The following is a 21,187-nucleotide window of genomic DNA, read 5'->3' as shown; positions in this document are numbered from 1 at the left end:
ATGGCACAGAACGCGAATACCGCCGCCCTGTCCGCGGCAGGTGTGTCCGTATGGCTCGACGACCTGTCCAGGGACCGGATCCAGTCCGGCAACCTGGCCGAGCTGATCGAAACCCGCAACGTCGTCGGGGTCACCACCAACCCGACGATCTTCCAGGGCGCGCTCAGCAAGGGTCACGCCTACGACGGCCAGCTGAAAGAGCTTGCCGCCCAGGGCGCGGACGCCGATGCCGCGATCCGCATCATCACCACCGACGACGTGCGCTCGGCCTGTGATGTGTTCGCCGACGTCTTCGAGGCGTCCAACGGTGTCGACGGCCGCGTCTCCATCGAGGTCGACCCGCGCTTCGCCTTCGACGCGGACAAGACCCTCGCGCAGGCGATCGACCTGTGGAAGACCGTCGACCGGCCGAATCTGTTCATCAAGATCCCGGCCACCGAGGCGGGCCTGCCCGCGATCACCAAGACGATCGCCGAGGGCATCAGCGTGAACGTGACGCTGATCTTCTCGGTCAAGCGCTACCGCGCGGTGATGGGCGCCTACCTCGACGGCCTGCGCAGCGCCAAGACCGCGGGCCACGACCTGGGCAAGATCCATTCGGTCGCTTCGTTCTTCGTGTCCCGGGTGGACACCGAGATCGACAAGCGGCTCGAGGCGATCGGCACCGACGAGGCGCTCGCGCTGCGCGGGCAGGCCGGAATCGCCAACGCGCGCTTGGCCTATGCCGAATACCAGGACGTGTTCGACGGTGGCGCGCACACCTCCACCTACAACCACCTCAGTGCCGCGGGCGCGAATCGTCAACGGCCGCTGTGGGCTTCGACCGGCGTGAAGAACCCCGAGTACTCCGACGTCATGTACGTCACCGAGCTGGTGGGTCCGAACACGGTGAACACGCTGCCGGAGAAGACGCTGGAGGCGGTCGCCGATCACGCCGAGATCCGTGGCGACACGCTCAGCGGCACCGCCGCGGCGTCGCAGGAGGTCTTCGACAAGCTCTCCGCCATCGGCATCGATCTGGACGACGTGTTCCAGGTGCTGGAGACCGAGGGCGTGGACAAGTTCGAAAAGTCTTGGGCGGAACTGCTTTCCGCCACGACCGAAGAGCTGTCCGCGGCCGATGACGAGGTGTCCGCCGAGGCCGGGAACAACTGACGACGATGGCCGGCAACAAGAACCCGACCTGGCAGAACCCGCTGCGCGACGAGCGGGACAAGCGGGTGCCGCGCATCGCGGGCCCGTGCAGCATGGTGATCTTCGGTGTCACCGGTGACCTGTCCCGGAAGAAGTTGATGCCGGCCATCTACGACCTCGCGAACCGGGGGCTGCTGCCCCCGGGTTTCGCGCTTGTCGGCTTCGCCCGGCGCGACTACGCCGACGAAGACTTCGCCGAGGTCGTGCTCGACTCGGTGAAAACGCACGCCCGCACGCCCTTCCGCCAGGAGGTCTGGGACCACCTGGCCGAGGGAATCCGGTTCGTGCAGGGCAGTTTCGACGACGACAAGGCCTTCGCCACCCTCGCCGACACCCTGGCGACGCTGGACAAGGAGCGCGGCACCGGCGGCAATCACGCCTTCTACCTGTCGATTCCGCCCAACATGTTCCCGGTGGTGCTCAACCAGCTCTCCGAGCACGGGCTCGCGCAGCCGAGCAGCACCGACACCGCCGGGCGCAAGCCGTGGCGCCGAGTGGTGATCGAGAAGCCGTTCGGGCACGATCTGGAGAGCGCGCAGGAGCTCAACGCGCTGGTCAACGGGGTGTTCCCGGAGGAGACCGTCTTCCGGATCGACCACTACCTCGGCAAGGAGACGGTGCAGAACATCCTGGCGCTGCGCTTCGCCAACCAGCTCTACGACCCGATCTGGAACGCCAACTACGTCGACCATGTGCAGATCACCATGGCCGAGGACATCGGATTGGGCGGGCGCGCAGGCTATTACGACGGCATCGGCGCCGCCCGCGACGTCATCCAGAACCACCTGTTGCAGCTGCTCGCGCTCACCGCGATGGAGGAGCCGATCAGCTTCCAGCCCAAGCAGTTGCAGGCGGAGAAGATCAAGGTGCTCTCGGCGACGAAACTCGTCGAGCCGCTTGATCAGACGACCGCGCGCGGACAGTACGCGGAGGGCTGGCAGGGCGGCGAGCACGTGGTCGGCCTGCTCGACGAGGAGGGTTTCGACCCGCAATCGCGCACCGAGACCTACGCCGCGATCACGCTGGAGGTCGACACCCGCCGCTGGGCCGGCGTGCCGTTCTACCTGCGCACCGGAAAACGGCTGGGGCGCAGGGTGACCGAGATCGCGGTGATGTTCAAGCGGGCGCCGCACCTGCCGTTCGACCAGACCATGACCGAGGATCTCGGGCAGAACGCGCTGGTCATCCGAGTGCAGCCGGACGAGGGCATCACCACCCGGTTCGGGTCGAAGGTGCCCGGGTCGAGCATGGAAGTGCGCGACGTCAACATGGATTTCAGCTACGGCGAGGCGTTCACCGAGTCCTCCCCCGAGGCCTACGAGCGCCTGATCCTCGACGTGCTGCTCGGGGTGCCGTCCCTGTTCCCGGTGAACGCGGAGGTCGAATTGTCCTGGGGCATCCTGGATCCGGTGCTCGAACACTGGGCCACCGAAGGCAAACCCGAACCGTACGAGGCGGGCACCTGGGGTCCCGCCTCGGCCGACGAGATGCTCGCCCGCACCGGGCGTGAATGGCGGCGGCCGTGATCATCGACATCCCGAACACCACTACCGGCGAGGTCACCAAGCGCATCGTGCAACTGCGCGAGAGCAACGGCGTAATCACCATGATGCGGGTGCTCACCCTGGTGGTGTGCACGCTGGACAGCTCCGAGGCCGAAGACGCGATCGACGCGGCCAACGACGCGAGCCGCGAACACCCTTGCCGGGTGGTCGTTCTGGCCCGCGGTGACCGCGACGCCGAGACCCGGCTGGACGCGCAGATCCGGGTCGGCGGCGATGCCGGCGCGGCCGAGGTGATCGTGCTGCGGCTGCAAGGCGAGCTGATCAATCACGAGAGCAGCGTGGTCATCCCGTTCCTGCTGCCGGACACCCCGGTGGTGGCCTGGTGGCCGCGCGGCGCCCCGGAGTTCCCGTCCAAGGATTCGGTGGGACGCCTGGCGACTCGGCGCATCACCGACGCCACCTACGCCGCCGACCCGCAGGCCGCGATCAAGAAGCGGCTCGGGTCCTATGCCGCCGGCGACACCGATCTGGCCTGGAGCCGGATCACCTACTGGCGCGCGCTGCTGGCCGCCGCGCTGGACGAACCGCCCTTCGAGTCGGTCGAATCGGTGCTGGTCTCCGGGCTGCGCGACGAACCGGCGCTGGACACCCTGGCCGGGTGGCTCGCCATCCGCCTCGGCTGCCCGGTCGTCCGCCGCTCCGGCGCGCTGCGGGTGGAGATCCACCGCCCGTCCGTGTCGGTCACCATCGAGCGACCGCAGACCGGGCGCACCGCCACCCTGACCCGAACCGGCGACCCCGATCAGCGAATCGCGTTGGCCCGCCGGGAAACTCGCGACTGCCTCGCCGAGGAACTGCGCCGACTCGATGCCGACGAGATCTACGCCGAGGCCCTCGCCGGAATCGAGAAGGTGACCTATGAGTGAGCCCGCTGAAGACACCGTCGAAGTCCACATCGATACCGAATCCCTGATCGCCGCCGCGGCGGAACGCTTCGTCGACGTCGTGGTGGCCGCCCAGGCCGAGCGCGGCACCGCGTCGGTCGTCCTGACCGGCGGCGGCACCGGCATCGGCCTGCTCGAACTGGTGCGCAAATCGCCCGGCGACATCGACTGGTCCAACGTCGACTTCTTCTGGGGCGACGAACGTTTCGTTCCCGCCACCGACGCGGAACGCAACGACCGCCAGGCCCGCGAGGCCCTGCTCGACCACGTCCCCGTCGACCCGGCCCGCGTGCACCCCGTGGCCGCCTCCGACGGCGAATACCCCGACCCGCTCGAGGCCGCGGCCGAATACTCCACCGCCGTCCACGCCTACCTGGCCGAGCACGGCTCCTTCGACCTGCACCTCCTCGGTATGGGCGGCGAAGGACACATCAACTCCCTCTTCCCGCACACCGACGCCGTCCGCGAAACCCACGACCTCGTCGTAGCTGTTACCAACTCCCCCAAACCACCCCCGGTGCGAGTAACCCTCACCCTCCCCGCCATCCACCGCACCCGCCACGTAGTCCTGGTAGTAGGCGGCGCAGCCAAAGCCGACGCCGTAGCCGCCGCCATCTCCGGCGCCGACCCGGTAGAAATCCCCGCCGCCGGCGCAGTAGGCCAAGAATCCACCACCTGGCTCCTCGACCAAGAAGCAGCCTCCGCCCTGCAACTCCCGGACTGAGCGTCACCGGCCGAACCGGGACAGGGCCGAGCCGAACATCGAGAAGGCCTTCCACCACGTTCCGCCCCGCCCACCGCATAGACTCGCCCTTCCCAACCAGGGACAGACCCGAGGCGAACACCAGCGAGGCCGTCCACCATGCCTCCTCGCCCCACCACCGCACGCCGAACGGGACAAGGCCGAGACAAACGCCGAGAAGGCACTCCACCTAGTCCCGTTCGGCGCACCACCGCACGCCGAGCGGGACAAGGTTGAGGCAAACGTCGAGTAGGCGCTCCACCCAGTCCCGCTCGCCCCACCACCGCACACCGAACGGGACAGGGCCGAGACAAACGCCGAGAAGGCGCTCCGCCTAGCCCCGTTCGGCCCACCACCGCACGCGAACGGGACCAGGCCGAGACAAACGTCGAGTAAGCGCTCCACCCAGACCCGCTCGCCCCACCACCGCACACCGAACGGGACCAGGCCGAGACAAACAAACGTCGAGTAAGCGCCCAGCCCAGTCCTGTTCGGCGCACCACCGCACACCGAGCGGGGCAGGGCCGAGACGAACGTCGAGTAGACGGCCCGCACCGGGACATAGTCAAGGCGAACATGCCGCAGGCCGTCCACCATGCCTCGCTCGCCCCACCACCGCACATCGAGTGAGACAGGGTCGCGACGAACGTCGAGTAAGCGCTCCACCCAGACCCGCTCGGCCCACCACCGCACACCGAACGGGACAAGGCCGAGACAGACGTCGAGTAAGCGCCCAGCCCAGTCCCGTTCGGCCCACCACCGCACACCAAACGGGACAAGGCCAAGACGAACGCCGAGTAGGCACTCCACCCAGTCCCGCTCGGCCCACCACCGCACACCGAGCGGGACAAGGTTGAGGCAAACGTCGAGTAGGCGCTCCGCCTAGTCCCGTTCGGCGCAACATTGCACGCCGAGTGGGACATAGCTGAGGGAATCGTCGAGTCGGCGCTGTGCCACGTCCGTTCGGTGCACCGTCGGGGACTGAGTGTCTCGGGGGACGTGGTCGGGCGGGCGGTCTCAGTTTCGGCTGGCCGATAAGACAACGGGTCCGCGGCTGGATCGCACGGGTACGGGTCTCTGCTGATTGGCGGGGTGGAGAGATGGTGGGACGGAAGCAGCTATGGCCGACCATTTGGGTTGATTTCGGCTAGTTGGCGGGAATTAGTTCGGCAGGAGTGGCTATCGCGCGCAAAAACATCGGGTGGGCGATATGCTGGCGCGAATGAGCGAGCGGGACGCGAAGGCTGGATCCAGTCCGGGCAAGGTTCTTGATGATCGGTTTCGGGCGGCGGTCGGAGGGTTGACGCCGGGGCGGGCGGCGGACATCGCGCCGGGGATTACCGGTGAGGTGCTGCTGGAGCTGTTCGAGTCTCAGGCGACGAGCAGGCAGTTGGACTTGGCTGCTCGGCAGTTGGGCGCGAGCAAGCGCGGTTTCTACAGCATCGGGTCGTCGGGGCATGAGGGGAATGCGGCGCTGGGAGTGGCGCTTCGGGTGACCGACCCGGCGTTGCTGCACTATCGGTCGGGGGCGTTCTTCGTGCAGCGGACTCGGCGGGTGCCGGGGCTCGACCCGATTCGCGACGTGCTGCTCGGCATTGTCGCCGCGGCGGCGGATCCGATTTCCGGTGGGCGGCACAAGGTGTTCGGCAGCAAGCCGGCCGCCGTCATCCCGCAGACCTCGACCATCGCCTCCCACCTGCCGCGCGCGGTCGGGCTCGCGTTCGCGATCGATCGGGCCGCGCGACTGGGTGTTTCGAGCGAGTGGCCGTCGGATGCGGTGGTGCTGTGCAGTTTCGGTGACGCCTCGGCCAACCACTCCACCGCGGCGGGCGCGATCAATGCCGCGATTCATACCGCGCGCCAAGGTGTTCCGCTGCCCATCCTGTTTCTCTGCGAGGACAACGGCATCGGGATCAGTGTCCCGACTCCGGCGGATTGGATCCAGCAGGCGTACGGATCCCGGGCCGGCCTGGAGTATTTCGGCGCCGACGGCTGCGATCCCATCGACGCGCTGACCACGTCCACCGCGGCCGCCGCCTGGGTCCGCGAGCACCGCAAGCCCGCCTTCCTGCACCTGCGCACGGTCCGGCTGATGGGCCACGCCGGCTCCGATGTCGAAGCCGCCTACCGCAGACCCGCCGACATCGCCGCCGACCTGCTCCGCGACCCGGTCACCGCGACCGCCCGCCTGCTCGTCGCCACCGGCGTCGCCACGCCCACCGAGATCCTGCAACGCTACGACGACATCGCCCACCGCGTCACCACCACAGCCGAACTCGTCTGCCGCGAACCCAAATTGACCTCGGCGGCATCGGTGATCGCACCCCTCGCCCCGACCCATCCGGCACAGGTGCGTGCGGATGTGCTCCGACAAGCGGAACCGGCCGCGTTCGAGACCGGACGGACCTCGGTCGGAGCGCAGGTGTCACCGCTTCTCGGCACGGCAGATGACGACAGGCCGCGAAGCGCCGTGCGGGATTCCGCGGACGATCCGAATCCTGTTGCGGGGGTGATGGATCCGATGACCCTCGGACAGTCGATCAACCGCACCCTGGCCGGTCTGCTGACCCGCGACCGCGACGTGCTCGTGTTCGGCGAGGACGTCGGCCGCAAGGGCGGTGTGTACGGCGTAACCAAGGGCCTGCAAAAGCAATTCGGTAAGCGCCGGGTCTTCGACACCCTGCTGGACGAGCAAAGCGTGCTCGGCACCGCCCTCGGCACGGCGCTAGCCGGGTTCGTGCCGATCCCCGAAATCCAGTATCTGGCTTATGTGCACAACGCCGCCGACCAGTTGCGCGGCGAGGCGGCCACCCTGTCGTTCTTTTCCGCTGGGCAGTACCGCAATCCGATGGTCGTCCGGATCGCCGGCTACGCGTACCAGAAGGGTTTCGGCGGTCACTTCCACAACGACAACTCCATCGCCGCCCTGCGCGACATTCCGGGCGTCGTCGTCGCCTCGCCCGCTCGCGCCGACGATGCCGCCGCCCTCCTGCGCACCTGCGTCTCCGCCGCCCGAGTGGACGGCCGAGTCTGTATCTACTTGGAGCCGATCGCCCTCTACCACACCCGCGACCTGCACGAGCCCGGCGACAATGCCTGGCTCGCAACCCCTTCCGACACCACGCACGCCGAAATCGGCCGAGCCCGCGTCTACGGCGACGGCACCGATCTGACCATCGTCTCGTTCGCCAACGGCGTCCCCATGAGCCTGCGCGTAGCCCGCCGCCTGACCGACCGCGGCATCCGGACCCGAGTGCTCGACCTCCGCTGGCTCTCCCCGCTCCCCATCGACGACCTCCTCCAGCACGCCCGCGCCACCGGCCGAGTCCTCATCGCCGACGAAACCCGCCACAGCGGAGGCGTTTCCGAATCCCTCTGCGCCGCCCTCATCGACGCCGGCTTCGACGGCCGCATCGCCAGGGTGACCAGCGAAGACAGCTTCGTCCCCCTGGGCCCCGCCGCCGACACGGTCCTTCTCGACGAAACCAGAATCGAATCCGCCGCCGGAAAACTCTTGGCGGAGTAGGCATGCCGAATAGTCAGCCCAAATGCACTGGGAACGCGGCCAAGTCGTTTTGGGTGAGGACCGGGAGGTTGCGGATTTCCTCGTCGGGGACCGCCAGGCGCAGGTTCGGGAAACGCTCGAACAGCGCGGGCAGCGCGATGCCGGCTTCGAGGCGGGACAGCGCCGCACCGGGGCAAATGTGCGGACCGTGGCCGAAGGTCAAGTGGCGGTTGGAGGTTGAGCGGGTGATGTCGAAATCGTCGGAGTCCTCGCCGTGTACGGCGGTGTCACGGCCGATGGCGCGGTAGGACATGACGACGCCCTCGCCCTTCTCGATCACGGTGTCGCCGATGGTGATGTCCTCGGTCGCGAAGCGCATCAGCAGGTGGCTGACCGGGCTGTCCCAGCGCAGGGTTTCCTCCACGACCTGCTTCCACTCGACGTCGCCGCCGCGGACCTTGTCCAGCTGTTCGGGGCGGGCCAGCAGCGCGCGCACGGCATTGAGGATCAGCCCGACTGTGGTCTCGTGCCCCGCGGCGACCAGCGCCTTCAGGTTGCCGACCACTTCCTCCTCGGTCAGCGGCTCCCCGCCGTCCGCGGCCAGGATGAGGGCGCTGGTGAGATCGTCGGTCGGATTCGCGGTCTTCTTCCGCACCAAATCCGTGTAGTAGACGTCCATTTCGTCGATCACCCGCAACCGCTCGTCCTGCGGGGTGAGCAACGAGAAGAACGCTTTGTACCAGGTGAGCAGCATCGGATGATCGGCGCGATCCACGCCCATCAGCTCGCTGATAACGCGCATGGGCAGCGGATAGGCGAAGACCTCTTTGAGGTCGACGACCGAATCCCCGCTGCCCACGGCACTGAGATCGTCCAGCAGTTCCGCCGTTAGTCGCTCGATGACCGGACGGATGTCCTCTAGTCGGCGCGGTGAGAGCGCCTGCGTCGTCTTGATCCGCAGCCGCCGGTGCTCGGCGCCGTCCACGGTGAACATTGAACGCCCGGCATCGATCATGCCGATCAACGGCCACTGCCGCGTCACCACACCCGAGTTCCACAACGACCATCCGCTGATGTCTTTGATCAGCCGAGGATCGACGAGCAACTGCCGCGCCACCGCGTGCTCGGTGATCGTCCACGCGGGGACACCGAGCAGTTCGATCCGCGCCACCGGACCGTTGGTACGCAGATAGGTGGTCTCTCCAGCGAGGTCACCGACCATCGGATCGATGGCGAATGGACATGTTTGGGTCACTGGGTACCTCCGACTGCACGAACTGGGGTGAAACGAACCGGCAAAGAAGTCATGCCGCGCAGGAACGCCGATGGACGCCGGACCAGGTTCTGCGCGGGAACGGACAGGTCGATATCGGGCAGCCGGTCGAGCAGCACCTCGATGCTGGTCCGCGCGATGATCTCGGCCAGTTGCTGCGCCGGGAACGGGCACCGGTACTCGCCGTAGCTGAACGCGAAGTGCGCGCTGTTGCCCGTGTGCGCCGGTTCGACGCCGTCGACCAGGTGCTGGCGCACGTGCGGATCCGCGTTGGCGGCGGCCAGGCCGAGCAGCAGCATGTCACCGGCCCGGATCACCTTGTCGGCCAACCGGGTATCGCGCGCCGCCCAGCGCCCGGCGAGGATCTGGGTCGGCGTGTCCTCCCACAGCACCTCGTTCATCGCCTCGCCGACGCTGCGCCGCCCGCCGCCGAGCGCCGCGGCGAACCGGTCGTCGGTGAGCATGAGCCGTACCGAGTTGCCGATCCAGTCGGCGGTCGGCAGGTGCCCGGCGGCGGTGACCGCCATCAGGTCCTGTACATACTCCTCGTCGCTGAACGGGCCGGGGTGCGCGAGCATCCGGGACACCAGGTCGCTGCCGGGCCGCGCCTTCTTCGAGGCGAGCACCTGCTGCATCTGCTCGTAGTAACGGCCGTACGCGGCTTGCGCGTCGGCGCCGCCGTCGGCGAGCGCCTTCATGCTCCAGGCCAGCCGCGGCCCGTCCTCGTCGGGGAAGCCGAGGGCCCAGGCGAGCGCGAGCACCGGCATCGGCACGGCGAACTCGGCGACCAGATCGGCCTCGCCGCGACCACAGAATCCGTCGATCAGCCGGTCGGCCAATTCCTCACAGGTGCGGCGCAATTCGAACGGGTCGACCGATTCCAGCGCGGGCTCGACCATCGCCACGTGCCGGCGATGCTCGGCGCCCGCGGTGAAGTAGATCGACGGCCGCGGCTGCCCGACCATCGGCAGCAACGGCCAGTCCTCGGGGATGTTCGGCCACTGATTCCACAGGCTCACGTCGCGCGGAAACAGCTCGGGGTCGCTGGTGACCTGATGCAGCTCGCGGTACCCGATGACCAGCCAGGCGGGCACATTGCCGGGCAGTTCGACGGAAACGACGGGCCCGTGCTCGCGGCGCATCTCCCGGTAGAGATGCTGCGGGTCGGTGTGGAACCGGGGGCCGCTCAGCGGCACCGAGCCGGTGACCGGGCAGCCGCCGGTGGCAGCCGCGGCTGCGCTGGAGGTGGTCATGATGCGGTCTCCGCTCGCGGGGCATCGGCATAGATTTGCTCGATCAGGGTGATCAGCACGCCCTTACAGGATTCGCGCGACCTCGCGTCGCAGTCGACCAGCGGCACCTGCGGATCCAGATCGAGGGCGTCGCGCACTTCGTCCAATCGGGACGGACCGCCGAAGTTGTTGCAGGCCACCACGAATCGGGTGCGCTGCGCTTCGAGGCGGTCGATGGCGTACCAGGAGTCGGCGATCCGGCGCTGGTCGACCAGCACGATCGCGCCCAGCGCACCGGAGAACAACCGGTCCCAGAGGAAGAAGAACCGTTCCTGCCCGGGCGCGCCGAACAGGTAGAGCACGTTTTCGGCGTCGATGGTGATGCGGCCGAAGTCGAAGGCGACCGTGGTGGTCGACTTGCCCGGCGCGCCGCTCGGATCGTCGATGCCGATGCCCGCGTTGGTCATCGTGGCCTCGGTGTCGAGCGGGCGGATCTCGCTGACCGCGCGGACCATGGTGGTCTTGCCGACCCCGAAACCGCCGACGATGACGATCTTCAGTCCCTGGCGGGTCGCGCTGTTCAGCGGTGCGTCGGCACGAGCGGGCCGAGCGTCAAAGGTTGCGGAGTCCAACGAGCACCTTCTCGAGGGTGGTGGAGTCGGGCACCGAATTCCACGGCGCGTCAGGATAACTGGGGCCGGTACCGGGATGCCGGACGGTGATCTTGCCTGCGTGCAACAGATCCGACAGCAGGATGGTGGCGATGCCGACCGGGATGCGGAGCTCGGCGGCGATCTCGACGACCGCGGTCGGCGCGCGGCACATGTCCAGGATCGCGACGTGCTCGGACTGCATGCCCTGGGTGGGATCGCATTCGCTGACCACGAGCGTGACCAGGTCGAAGCTGTCGGAGTCCGGTTTGCTGCGGCCTCCGGTCAGTGTGTAGAGCCGGTCCGGATCGTCGTCGCGCCCTGGCCTGTTCACGACACGCTCGCTCCCCCGACTCGTGGCTTCGACGCGAGGTGATGGCCTAGTTGCTCGACCAGCTCCCGCATGTTGTGCCCGACCAGGCCGGCGTCCGCGTCCTCGGCGGCGACGACCGCGATGTGCGCCGCCAGGCCCGCCTCGACGATGAACAGGATGCCGCCGTAGAACTCCGTCATCGATTGGCGCACACCGCCTCTGCCGTCACCGAACTCGACGGAGGCGCCGTGCGACAGGCTCTGGATGCCCGCGGCGATGGCGGAGAGCTGGTCCGCCTTGTCCATGCTGAGTTCCGGTGTGTGACAGATCTTGAGGCCGTCACCGGACAGTAGTAGAGCGTGTCGGGTGCGCGGGGTGCGAGCGAGTAGTTGCTCCAACAGCCAGCTGAGTTGCGACGGCACGGACGTGGTCATCGATCATTCTCCACGGCAACGGTAGGGGACGGGGAAGGCGTTGCGGCAGCGGAGTTGTCGGGGTCACGACCGGCCAGCGCACGCTGGAACGCACCGAAGTTCGCCGGTGTCGACGCGGGCGGGGTCGCCGCGGGCGCGTCGAGCGAGGGTAGGGATAGTCCTGCGGGGTGGACCGCGGCCAGGGTGCTGCCGCGGCGGCGTTTCGGCAGGCCCATGCTGGTGTGCTCGGCGACCGGCTGCGGCTCGGGCGCGGCCGCCGGCTGAGCCGCGGCAGCCGGTTCGACGGCGGCGGTGGCCGGTACAGCGGCGGGCTGCGGGGCGGCGGCGATCGGCGCGGAGGACAACGAGGCGGCCGCCGTGGGTAGCGAGGCGGCCGGGATCGCGGGGTTGGTGGCCAGCGAGGCAGGCTGCGAACGGTCAACGCGCGCAGTGAGATCGCGCGGCACCACCACCACGACCGCGGTGCCGCCGATGGCGGACGGACGGTAGGACACGGTGAGACCGTGCTTGCGCGCGAGGTGCCCGACGACCGCGAGGCCGAGCCGCGTACCGCTGAGCGAGGACAGGTCGGAGGCGCGTTGGCCGCGGCTGTCGGTGCTCGTGCTCGACACGGTCTGTTCGGCCCGGCGCAGCGCCGATTCGCTCATCACCAGGCCGCTGTCCTCGATGGTGAGCACCACGCCCGCGGGCACCTCGGCGGCGTAGACGTGCACCTCGGTGGTGGGCGGGGAGAAATTACAGGCGTTGTCGAGCAGTTCGGCGAGGGTGTGCATCACGCCCTCGGCCGCGTGACCGGCGATGGCGATTTCCGCGATGGCGCGCAACCGGACGCGCTGATAGCCCGCGACGCGACCCATGGCGCCACGCAGGATCGACTCCATGGCAATGGGTTTGGCCCAGCGCCGCCCGGATCGGGCGCCACTGAGCACGGCGATGCTGTCGGCGAGGCGGCCGGCCTGCGCGGTGCGATGGTCCAGGTGCAGCAGGTCGGCCAGCACCTTCGGGTCCGCGTGCCGGTGCTCCATCTCGCGCAGTTCGGCGAGCATGCTGGTGGTCATCGCCTGCATGCGGCCCGCCGCACCGGCGAACGCGGCCATGGCCGCGGACCGGCGGCTGTCGCTGTTCTTCGCTTCCCACGCGTGCACACCGGCGGCCTCGCTCGCGGCGGCCATCCTGGCGGTCGCCTCGGCCGTGATCGCCGCCGCGGAGTCCCGGGCCCGCCGGGCCGCGCCGCGATAGTGCACGGCCGCGGTTGCCGTGGCGCACAACGCGATAGCGGCGATGACCGAGCCCACGGTGAGCGGGATGCGGAAGTCGGTCGGCGCGAAATACACCGCGATCACCACCACGACCGAGGTGATGGCAGCGCAGGTCAGCAGGGCTAGCAGCGGCATGCGCAGCCGCCGAAACAGTGGTTCCCGACGCTCGCCTTCCGGCGCGATCAATGACTGTGACAAGTTCCGTACTTCCGCGCTCACGTAGACCAAGAAGGCATGCTGATGGTGTCCCGACCCCTCCTGCGCGTTCGGGCTGCACCAAATGTACAGACCGGCAAGCAGTTCCGCATCTCGGCGAAGACAACTAACAGGCACTATTAGCAGGTTGCACAATAGTTGTATTGTATTGCGCTACTTAATTTTTCAATAATGTCGGCAATCCGGAAGCTACCATCCGGTAGCGAATCGCGCACCGCTTCGTCACCCAGCGGTCATGTCGCGGCCCTCCGCAGTCCGCGCCGGGGCAACGTCGAATCCGGTCGGGCACGCCGTGCCGGTATTCCCGCGATTCGCCTTCGACAAGGGAATACTGGACCCACAGTCACGGTGACGACCAGCGGTGGAGGGCACGGCGATGACGATGATGTCCATGCTCGGTGAGGTTCGGCCGGAGCACGATCGCGCGGCGGACAGCGAACTGGTGCTGCTGCACTATCTGCGCTCGTTCCGCAAACCGGTGCTCGAGGTGTGGTCGGCCGCGACCGACCGCGGACAGCTGGCGCACTGGCTCGGCGCGGTGTCGGGCGGCAGCGGCAATCTGACCATCGAGCCGATGGACGGCCCGGTGTCCCGGCCGGTCGCGGTGCGGGTCGGGCACTGCCAGGCGCCGCACGAACTGATCGTGCACATCGACGGATGCCTGCTGGAGGTGCGGATGACCCAGGTCGGCGTGGTCACCAACGTCGAGCTGATCCGTCGCCACGTCACCCCCGCGGACGCGCGCGAAATCGGCCCACGCTGGCAATACCTACTGGACCGGCTCACCGCCTACCTGGACTACGCACCGCTGCCGCAGTGGGCCGACTATCCGAAACGGGCCGACGAATACCGCTGAGCGGTCAGACGAAGAAGCCCGCGATCCCCCAGCCGGGGCGGGCCTGCGCCTCGCGGATCCACTCCATGCACGACTCGATCGCCGCGAGCACCTCGTGGTCGACCTCCTCGCGCTGCTTCGGGGTCGTCGATTCCCATTGCACGAGGGCTTCGGCGCATTGCTCCGGGGTCCATTCGCCGTAGCCGGGTAGCTCCTCCGGCTCGGGCAGCGCGGCGGGCAGCGCGTGGTAGACGAAATCGGCGAGGCTGATGGCCTTGATGCCGAGTTCGGCCAGGCCTTCGTCGACCTGTTCCAGCCAGCTGCCCCGGAACGGGGAGAAGTAGCGATTGTCCAGGAACCGGCCGTAGAACTGGCAAATGGTCTGGTACGCATAGGCGTATTGGAAACCGTAGCCCTGATCGAACGGGCCGCCGTCGATGACCGCGCGCACCGCGTCGTACCGGGCGGGCGCGCCGTTCGCGATCTCCTCGGCGAACCAGTCGTCGGCGTGCGCCAGCTGCGCCTTGAACCGGCCGCCGATCATGCGCCGGAGCTTGTCGTCCCGCGAGCCGATCGCGGCCCTGACCCTATCCAGTTCGACGACGTAAACGCTCAGGCTGTAACTCATGAGCGAACATTAGCGGCACCCACCGACATGAACGGCGCACCGACGGAAGGCGTTTGACGCCAGGCGCCGCGGCGCGGGTGGGTGCGGCTATGCCGGGACGTCGGAGGAATGGGTGACGAGTTCGCGCAGGTGGGTGGTCAGCAGGGTGTTGACCTCGGCGGCGCGTTCCAGTTGGACGAGGTGGCCGGCGTCGGCGATCTTGGTGACCGCGCGCAGGTCGGGGACGTGGTTGCGCAGGGTGGTGAGGGGGTCGCGGCCGCTGAAGCCCTCCATGTCGGGGTCGTGGTCGCCGTACATGAAGTAGGCGGGGACGGTGACGGAGGCGTCGGCGTAGTCAGCGGTGAGCTCCCAGTTGCGGTCCAGGGCGCGGTACCAGTTCAGGCCGCCGGTGAAGCCGGTGCGTTCGAAATCCTGTGCCAGGGTGTCGAATTCGTGTTCGGTCAGCCAGCGCCAGGGCAGCGGCGGGGCCGCAGGCAGCACGTCGAGGTAGCCGGTGCCCTCCGCCGGGAACTGCCAGGTGTCGAGGTAGTGGTAGTCGGCGCTGAGCGAGTAGTAGACGCGCTGGAGGAATTCCCTTGGGCGGGCGGCGAGTTCGGCGTCGGCCACGCCGGGGGCCTGAAAGTAGTCCAGGTGCAGGAAGTGTCGCGCGGCGGCCTTGGCCCACAGTTGCGACGGCGAGCGCGGCGGGCGGGGCGCGAAGGGGTTGTTCAGGACGATGACACCGCGCACCCGCTCCGGGGCGCGTAATGCCAACTCCCACACCAGGGCCGCGCCGAAATCCAACCCGACGAAGACCGCTTGCTCGGCGCCGATGTCGTCGAGCAACCCGAGCAGGTCGCCGATCACCGCCGCGTTCGTGTACGCGTCGACGTCCGCGGGCAGATCGGTCTGCCCGTACCCGCGTAGATCCGGAGCGATGGCCCGGTAGCCTGCCGCCGCGACCGACTCCAGCTGGTGGTGCCAGATGAACCAGGTGTGCGGGAAGCCGTGGCAGAAGATCACCGGATACCCCGTGCCCTGCTCGGCGACGTGCATCCGGACGCCGTTGGTCGTCACGAACCGATGCGTCAACTCCACTGCGACCTCCAAAACCTAGAACGTGTTCTTGTTTCACGGTAGTGTCCCGAAGTCGTGAGTGGAATACCTGACCCGTTGACCGGCAAGATCGCGGTGGTTACCGGCGCCAGTCGCGGCATCGGCAAGGGCATCGCCCTGGAGCTCGGTGCGGCGGGGGCGACCGTATACGTCACCGGCCGTTCGGACACGCCTGGACGACTGCCGGGCACGGTCGGTGAGACCGCGGCGGCGATCGACGCGGCGGGCGGGACCGGCGTTCCGTTCGTCTGCGATCACCGTGACGACGACGCGGTGCAGCGCCTGTTCCAGCAGATCCGCGAGCAGCATGGGCGTCTCGACGTACTGGTGAACAACGTCTACAACTCCCCCGCCGCCGCGCGCTGGCTCGGTAAGCCGTTCTGGGAGGTGCCGCCCAAGGCGTGGGACGAGACGTTCGACATCGGCGTCCGATCGCATTACGTGGCAAGCGCTTTCGCGGCGGCGCTGCTGATCGAGTCGGACGGGTTGATCGTCAACATCTCCTCCCCCGGTGCGATCCGGTACATGCACAACGCGGTCTACGGCGTCGCGAAAACCGCACTGGACCGCCTCACCGCGGACATGGCCCACAACCTGGCCGGCACCGAGGTCACCGTCGTCTCACTGTGGCCCGGCATCGTCGATACCGAACTGCTGCAACTGGTTCCGGCCGACGCGCAGGGCCAGCGGCTGGTCACCCTCCCCGGCGAAGGCACCTTCGACCTCACCCAGGCCGAGACCCCCCGCTTCTCCGGCCGCGCGGTCGTCGCCCTGGCCACCGACCCCGGCCGCCACACCCGCACCGGATCGGCCTGGCGCGTAGCCGATCTCGCCACCGCCTACAACTTCACCGACCTCGACGGCCGCGTCCCCCGCGCCGACTGAAACCCACAGAGCGTCCATACGGCCCACAGGCCCTCCACCCCCTGTGATCCGTATGGACGCTCTGTGAGTCCCGCACACCGCTTGGGCGCAGCTGCGGCCGACCCTGCGCTCAAGGCGACCGTCACCAGCGGACCTGTACGCCTTCGGTTTCCACAGCGCGGGCCCTGCTTTCGGTGCGATTCCAAAGGAACGGTTCAGAGGACACCGAGGAAGCGTTGGACCGCCCGGGGCGGGTCGGGTTTGGCCCGCCAGGCCAGGTAGACGTGGGACGGGGGCGCGTCCGGGACATCCAGGTAGACGACGCCGGGGTGGGGTGCGCGGGTGCGGGCCAGGGCGGGGGCGCCGCCGATGCCGCGGTTCGCGGCGACGAGTTCGATCCATTCGTCGAAGTTGCGGCAGGTGATGATCTGCCGGTTCGGGTCGGCCGGCGCCCAGGAATCGGTGTGGGTGGTGCCGGAGATCTCGTTGACCACCAACGGGTATCCGGCGAGGTCGGCCCAGTGCAGGTCGGTCGCCGCGGCCAGCGGTGACGTGGCGGCGACGGCGAGCACGCGCTGCTCGGTCGCGATCCGGCGGGATCGCAGGTGGCCCGGCAGCTGAGTTTCCCTGCGGTATATGGCGATATCGATGGCGCGGGTGTCGAGCGCGGACAGCGGGTCGTCGACGCGGTGCAGGGTGATGCGTCCGCCGAGCGCCTCGTAGCGGCGACGGGTGGCCGCGAGCCAGGTGGCGGGCAGCAGCCAGGCGAAGCCGATCTCGATGGCGGCGCGGGAGCGCAACTGCGCGGTGACCGTGTCGACGTCGGCGAGGATTCGCCTGGCATGCGCCAGCAGCTCGGTGCCCTCGTCGGTCAGTTCGAAACGCCGGGACGTGCGTTCGATGAGACGGCACTCGAGGTGCCGTTCCAACTGCTGAATAGTCCTGGTCAGCGCGGGCTGGCTCAGGTGCAGGCGAACCGCGGCGCGGGTGTAGTTCTCCGCTTCGCACAGCGCGACGTATGCGCGCAGGTGCCGCAATTCGATGTTCGCCGATCCGCCGACCTCGACCGGTGTAGACGCTTCGGACGGCAGCGCTCCCTCATCCATGCAGCCAGCGTATACACGGTGCGTAGAAAGCATTTCTCCGACGGGGAAGAGGACCGTACGGTCGCTGGAGTGACCGTTACTCTCGTTCGACCTCCGCGCAGCAGCCTCGCCCCCGCCTTCGCGGCCGCCGCCGGGCTGGCCGCCGCGATGGGGGTCGGCCGGTTCGTCTACACGCCGCTGCTGCCGATCATGGTGGACGCGCACCGGATCGACGCCAACGGCGGCGCGGTGATCGCGACCGCCAACTACGCGGGCTATCTGCTCGGCGCCGTTCTGCTTACCCGCTGGCCAGAACTGAACACCCGCACCATGTTCCGGCTCTCCGCCGCGCTGCTGATCGTCAGCGAACTGCTGATGGCGGTGCCCGCGCCCACGATTGTCCCTGCGGCACTTCGCCTTATCGCCGGCATCAGCAGTGCCGTCATCTTCGTCGCGTGCGCCGGGGTGGCCGCCAGGCACGGCAGCAGCCGGGACGCCGCCGGAATCGCCATCAGCGGAGTCGGTTTCGGGATCGCGCTGACCGGATTGCTGGTGCTGGCGGTGCGGCCGTTCCTCGGTTGGCAGAGCATGTGGCTGGTCTCGGCCGCGCTGACCGTGCTGTTGCTGCTGCCCGCGTGGCGGCTCGACATCCGGCCCGGTCGCCGGGCAGGCAAGGCCACCGTCCGGTCGAAGGGAGCGTGGCGGGCGCTGCTGGTCTCCTATTTCCTGGAGGGCCTCGGGTACATCGTAATCGGCACGTTCCTGGTGGCGGCGATCAGCGATCGGCGCGGGCCGGTGGTCGGCGCGTGGATCTGGGTGGTGGTAGGCGCGGCCGCGGTCCCGGCCACGGTGCTTTGGGGCATTGCCGCGCGGCGCTGGCGTCCGGCGGTCGCGATGCCGGTCGCGCTGGTGGCGCAGTGTGTTTCAGCGGTGCTGCCCGCGCTCAGCACCGCGGTGTGGCCTGCCGTGCTGTCGGCGGCGCTGTTCGGCGCGACCTTCCTCGGCATCGTGATGCTGGCGATCCGGATCGGCGGCGAGCTGTCGGACGGCGCCGCGGCGGCGCCACTGACCGCCGTCTATGGCGCGGGGCAGATGCTCGGTCCGTTGGTGGTGGCGCCGGTGATCGGCGACAGCTATCCGGCCGCGTTCGTCATCGCCGCCATCGTGCTGGCGGGTTCGACGATCGCGGCCGGTGTGGTGACGCGCCTGATCAGGCGAACTTGATCTCCAGGCCGATGCCGATGATGGCGATGACCCATACCAGGCCGGTGAAGACGGTGATTCGGTCGAGGTTTTTCTCCACAACGGTCGAGCCGGAGAGGCTGGACTGCACGCCGCCGCCGAACAGGCTGGACAGACCTCCACCCTTGGCGCGGTGCAGCAGCACCAGCAGCACCAGCAGCACGCTGGCGATGATCAGGAGGATATCGAGGAACATCCGCATGCCGCACAGTGTATGCGGACGATCCGATCCCACCGAATCAGGCACTCGGCAACGCCGATCCTAAGCAGGCAGAATCGCGACCAGATGGGTGATCCGGTCGTCGCCGATCGTGTATTTCGACGCCTCCTGCTCGCGGAGCTGGTCCTGCGCCGTGAGCCTGACCTGGTGCTGGTGCATGTGTTCGGCCCAGGAGCGGACCACGAACGCCTCGACGTAGCGGTCGAGCACGCCGACGTCGCGATACAGTCGCCACTCCATCGCCCCAGTTCGCTGCCTGGACCGACCGACGAACGCCATCGCGGCCATGAACTCGTCCACGTTCTCCGCCGGGACGTCGTAGGTGCGCAGCACCATGACCGGTCCGTCGGCGGGTTCGGGTTCGACCACGAGCTGCGGTTCCGGCCAGTACGCCGACGGGGTCTGATCCAGGTTTTCCGCGTTGTGCCCGATCGGCAGCCACACCGTGCTCACCGCGCACAGCGCGAGCAGCGCCGCCGCGGCCAGCAACGCGAACACCGGTCCCATCGCTCCCGCGACCACCCCCCAGACCAGCGAGCCGATCGCCTGCCCGCCCATGAACACCAGCAGATACACCGACAGGCCGCGCGCACGCACCCAGGCGGGCAGCAGCAACTGCATGGTCGAGTTCATCGTGGACATGGCCAGCAGCCAGGCGAAGCCGGCGAAGACCAACAGCACCAGCACGACGGCGACGATGTGCACCAGCGCGGTGGTCGCGGACGCGAGCCCGAACAGGACGGCGGCCAGACCCAGTCGCTGGGTGGGCGTGAGCAGGGTGCGCAGCCGGGACAGGCCGACGGCGCCGAGCACCGCCCCGATGCCGAGCGCGGCCAGCATCACGCCGTAGCCGGACGACGAAAGCCCGAGTTCGTCGCGCGCGATCACCGGCAGCAGCGCCCACACCGCGCTGGCCGGGGCGATGAACAGGATCGAGCGCAGCAGCACGCGCCGGATCGCGGGCGCGGCCTTGATGAACCTGGTCCCGGCCTGCAACGCCGCCAGCGGGCGTTCGCTCGGCAGCTGCCGATCCGTCGCGGGCCTGCGCCACAGGGCGAGTACCGCGACGATGCCGCCGAAGGACACCGCGTTGAGCACGAACACGAACGTCGGGCCGGACAGCGAGACGAGCACGCCGGCGATCGCGGGCCCCACCGCACGCCCGATATTGATGCTCATGCTGCCGAGCGCGGCGGCCGACGGAATCTGTTCGCGCGGTACCAGTTCCGGCTGGATCGCCTGCCAGGCCGGCCCGGTGAGCGCCTGCCCGCAGCCGATCAGGAACAGCAGGATGAGCAGGACCGCCGGCGTGGTGTGCCCGGTCGCCGTGGAGACCGCCAGCAGCGCGGCGAGTATCGCCATCGTCGACTGCGCCCCCAGCAGCAGCCTGCGCCGGTCGACCAGATCCGCGATCACCCCGGAGGGAATGGCCAACAGCATCACCGGCAACGTGATCGCGGTCTGCACGAACGACACCAGCACCGCCGCGTTCGGCTCGTCGACCAGCACCCACTGCGCGCCGACCGTCTGCATCCAGGTGCCCAGGTTCGAGACCAGCTGCGCGATCCACAACGCGCGATACACCCGCGACCGCAACGGAGCCCAGGTCGAGACAGCGGTGTTCGGAGCAGTGATCACTCACCGAAGCTTAGGCCGAGCCGCCGCCCGACAATCCAAGGCAGTCGAGGAGTGTCGCAAGCCACCCGTTGCGGTGATGAGCATCCAATACGCGGCCTGTGCAAACGCGTGACCAGACAGAGTCGTACGCGGACTCGACCGAGACGAACCGTTGCCGCGATTCGTCTCGGTCTACGGGTCATCAGTGAGTACGACCGCCGATCGGGTGCGCTCTGAACCAAACGGGACCGCTCCGATGACCTGAGACGTAGTCCCGGACAAGCGGACACTCGGCAGCGGCCGAGTCGGCAACCGCAACAGACTGCGGCAAACA

At 68.5% G+C, this 21,187-nt stretch carries 19 protein-coding genes; 8 read left to right on the top strand and 11 right to left on the bottom strand.

Translation table 11 applies throughout. From position 1 onward, the window contains the following. The 5 genes from tal to ACFYO1_RS09305 all read left to right on the top strand — a co-directional run bounded on the left by tal (nucleotide 1) and on the right by ACFYO1_RS09305 (nucleotide 7,911). Nucleotides 1-1,155 (top strand): transaldolase, encoded by a 1,155-nt coding sequence (gene tal, locus ACFYO1_RS09325; RefSeq protein WP_387228718.1) that lies wholly within the window; start codon nucleotides 1-3, stop codon nucleotides 1,153-1,155. 5 nt (nucleotides 1,156-1,160) lie between these two features. Beyond that, nucleotides 1,161-2,720, top strand: coding sequence for a glucose-6-phosphate dehydrogenase (zwf, locus tag ACFYO1_RS09320; RefSeq protein WP_387228716.1), 1,560 nt, complete (start codon nucleotides 1,161-1,163; stop codon nucleotides 2,718-2,720). Beyond that, the gene (gene opcA / locus ACFYO1_RS09315) at nucleotides 2,717-3,625 is read left to right on the top strand and encodes a glucose-6-phosphate dehydrogenase assembly protein OpcA (RefSeq protein WP_387228713.1); all 909 of its coding nucleotides are present in this window, start codon (nucleotides 2,717-2,719) and stop codon (nucleotides 3,623-3,625) included. Before zwf ends, opcA begins: the two co-directional genes overlap by 4 nt. Continuing rightward, entirely contained in the window at nucleotides 3,618-4,367 is a 750-nt protein-coding gene (pgl, locus tag ACFYO1_RS09310; protein ID WP_387228711.1) for a 6-phosphogluconolactonase, read from the top strand. Before opcA ends, pgl begins: the two co-directional genes overlap by 8 nt. Before the next feature lie 1,240 nt (nucleotides 4,368-5,607). After that, nucleotides 5,608-7,911, top strand: coding sequence for a thiamine pyrophosphate-dependent enzyme (locus tag ACFYO1_RS09305; RefSeq protein ID WP_387228709.1), 2,304 nt, complete (start codon nucleotides 5,608-5,610; stop codon nucleotides 7,909-7,911). Nucleotides 7,912-7,924: 13 nt separating this feature from the next. Here the strand turns inward: ACFYO1_RS09305 and ACFYO1_RS09300 are convergent, their stop codons facing one another. The 6 genes from ACFYO1_RS09300 to ACFYO1_RS09275 are packed head-to-tail and all read right to left on the bottom strand — an operon-like array spanning nucleotide 7,925 to nucleotide 13,186. After that, a complete protein-coding gene (locus ACFYO1_RS09300; RefSeq protein WP_387228706.1) occupies nucleotides 7,925-9,145 on the bottom strand; it encodes a cytochrome P450 in 1,221 nt (406 codons plus the stop codon). Beyond that, nucleotides 9,142-10,416, bottom strand: coding sequence for a cytochrome P450 (locus ACFYO1_RS09295; RefSeq protein WP_387228704.1), 1,275 nt, complete (start codon nucleotides 10,414-10,416; stop codon nucleotides 9,142-9,144). The genes ACFYO1_RS09300 and ACFYO1_RS09295 overlap by 4 nt, the downstream gene beginning before the upstream one ends. Continuing rightward, on the bottom strand, nucleotides 10,413-11,027 hold the full coding sequence (locus ACFYO1_RS09290; protein ID WP_387228701.1) for an ATP/GTP-binding protein: 615 nt from the start codon (nucleotides 11,025-11,027) through the stop codon (nucleotides 10,413-10,415). The genes ACFYO1_RS09295 and ACFYO1_RS09290 overlap by 4 nt, the downstream gene beginning before the upstream one ends. After that, nucleotides 11,008-11,379 (bottom strand): DUF742 domain-containing protein, encoded by a 372-nt coding sequence (locus ACFYO1_RS09285; protein ID WP_378721064.1) that lies wholly within the window; start codon nucleotides 11,377-11,379, stop codon nucleotides 11,008-11,010. The genes ACFYO1_RS09290 and ACFYO1_RS09285 overlap by 20 nt, the downstream gene beginning before the upstream one ends. Continuing rightward, nucleotides 11,376-11,792, bottom strand: coding sequence for a roadblock/LC7 domain-containing protein (locus ACFYO1_RS09280; RefSeq protein WP_150408408.1), 417 nt, complete (start codon nucleotides 11,790-11,792; stop codon nucleotides 11,376-11,378). Before ACFYO1_RS09280 ends, ACFYO1_RS09285 begins: the two co-directional genes overlap by 4 nt. Beyond that, nucleotides 11,789-13,186 (bottom strand): sensor histidine kinase, encoded by a 1,398-nt coding sequence (locus ACFYO1_RS09275; RefSeq protein ID WP_387228699.1) that lies wholly within the window; start codon nucleotides 13,184-13,186, stop codon nucleotides 11,789-11,791. The genes ACFYO1_RS09280 and ACFYO1_RS09275 overlap by 4 nt, the downstream gene beginning before the upstream one ends. Nucleotides 13,187-13,643: 457 nt before the next feature. Here ACFYO1_RS09275 and ACFYO1_RS09270 point away from each other — a divergent pair, with 457 nt between their 5' ends. Then, nucleotides 13,644-14,123, top strand: a complete 480-nt coding sequence (locus tag ACFYO1_RS09270; RefSeq protein WP_387228697.1) for a hypothetical protein — start codon at nucleotides 13,644-13,646, stop codon at nucleotides 14,121-14,123. A gap of 4 nt (nucleotides 14,124-14,127) precedes the next feature. On the opposite strand, the gene ACFYO1_RS09265 is transcribed toward ACFYO1_RS09270, so the two are convergent. Continuing rightward, nucleotides 14,128-14,730, bottom strand: a complete 603-nt coding sequence (locus ACFYO1_RS09265) for a hypothetical protein (RefSeq protein ID WP_387228695.1) — start codon at nucleotides 14,728-14,730, stop codon at nucleotides 14,128-14,130. 87 nt (nucleotides 14,731-14,817) lie between these two features. Next, complete coding sequence (locus tag ACFYO1_RS09260) at nucleotides 14,818-15,807, bottom strand: alpha/beta fold hydrolase (RefSeq protein ID WP_387228694.1); 990 nt, start codon at nucleotides 15,805-15,807, stop codon at nucleotides 14,818-14,820. Nucleotides 15,808-15,861: 54 nt separating this feature from the next. Here ACFYO1_RS09260 and ACFYO1_RS09255 point away from each other — a divergent pair, with 54 nt between their 5' ends. Then, the gene (locus ACFYO1_RS09255; RefSeq protein WP_387228692.1) at nucleotides 15,862-16,710 is read left to right on the top strand and encodes an SDR family NAD(P)-dependent oxidoreductase; all 849 of its coding nucleotides are present in this window, start codon (nucleotides 15,862-15,864) and stop codon (nucleotides 16,708-16,710) included. A gap of 194 nt (nucleotides 16,711-16,904) precedes the next feature. On the opposite strand, the gene ACFYO1_RS09250 is transcribed toward ACFYO1_RS09255, so the two are convergent. Next, on the bottom strand, nucleotides 16,905-17,795 hold the full coding sequence (locus ACFYO1_RS09250; protein WP_387228690.1) for a LysR family transcriptional regulator: 891 nt from the start codon (nucleotides 17,793-17,795) through the stop codon (nucleotides 16,905-16,907). A gap of 69 nt (nucleotides 17,796-17,864) precedes the next feature. Here ACFYO1_RS09250 and ACFYO1_RS09245 point away from each other — a divergent pair, with 69 nt between their 5' ends. Next, nucleotides 17,865-18,998: a YbfB/YjiJ family MFS transporter gene (locus ACFYO1_RS09245; protein WP_387228688.1), complete on the top strand. Its 1,134-nt coding sequence runs from the start codon at nucleotides 17,865-17,867 to the stop codon at nucleotides 18,996-18,998. Here ACFYO1_RS09245 and secG read toward each other — a convergent pair. Together secG and ACFYO1_RS09235 are read right to left on the bottom strand one after the other, a co-directional pair. Beyond that, the gene (gene secG / locus ACFYO1_RS09240; RefSeq protein ID WP_150408414.1) at nucleotides 18,985-19,218 is read right to left on the bottom strand and encodes a preprotein translocase subunit SecG; all 234 of its coding nucleotides are present in this window, start codon (nucleotides 19,216-19,218) and stop codon (nucleotides 18,985-18,987) included. The genes ACFYO1_RS09245 and secG overlap by 14 nt on opposite strands. 60 nt (nucleotides 19,219-19,278) lie before the next feature. Beyond that, entirely contained in the window at nucleotides 19,279-20,874 is a 1,596-nt protein-coding gene (locus ACFYO1_RS09235) for an MFS transporter (protein WP_387228687.1), read from the bottom strand. Between the last annotated feature and the right edge of the window lie 313 nt (nucleotides 20,875-21,187).

Source organism: Nocardia sp. NPDC006044 (genome assembly GCF_042871115.1).
GTDB lineage: Bacteria > Actinomycetota > Actinomycetes > Mycobacteriales > Mycobacteriaceae > Nocardia.
This window is presented reverse-complemented; position numbering and strand designations above follow the sequence as displayed.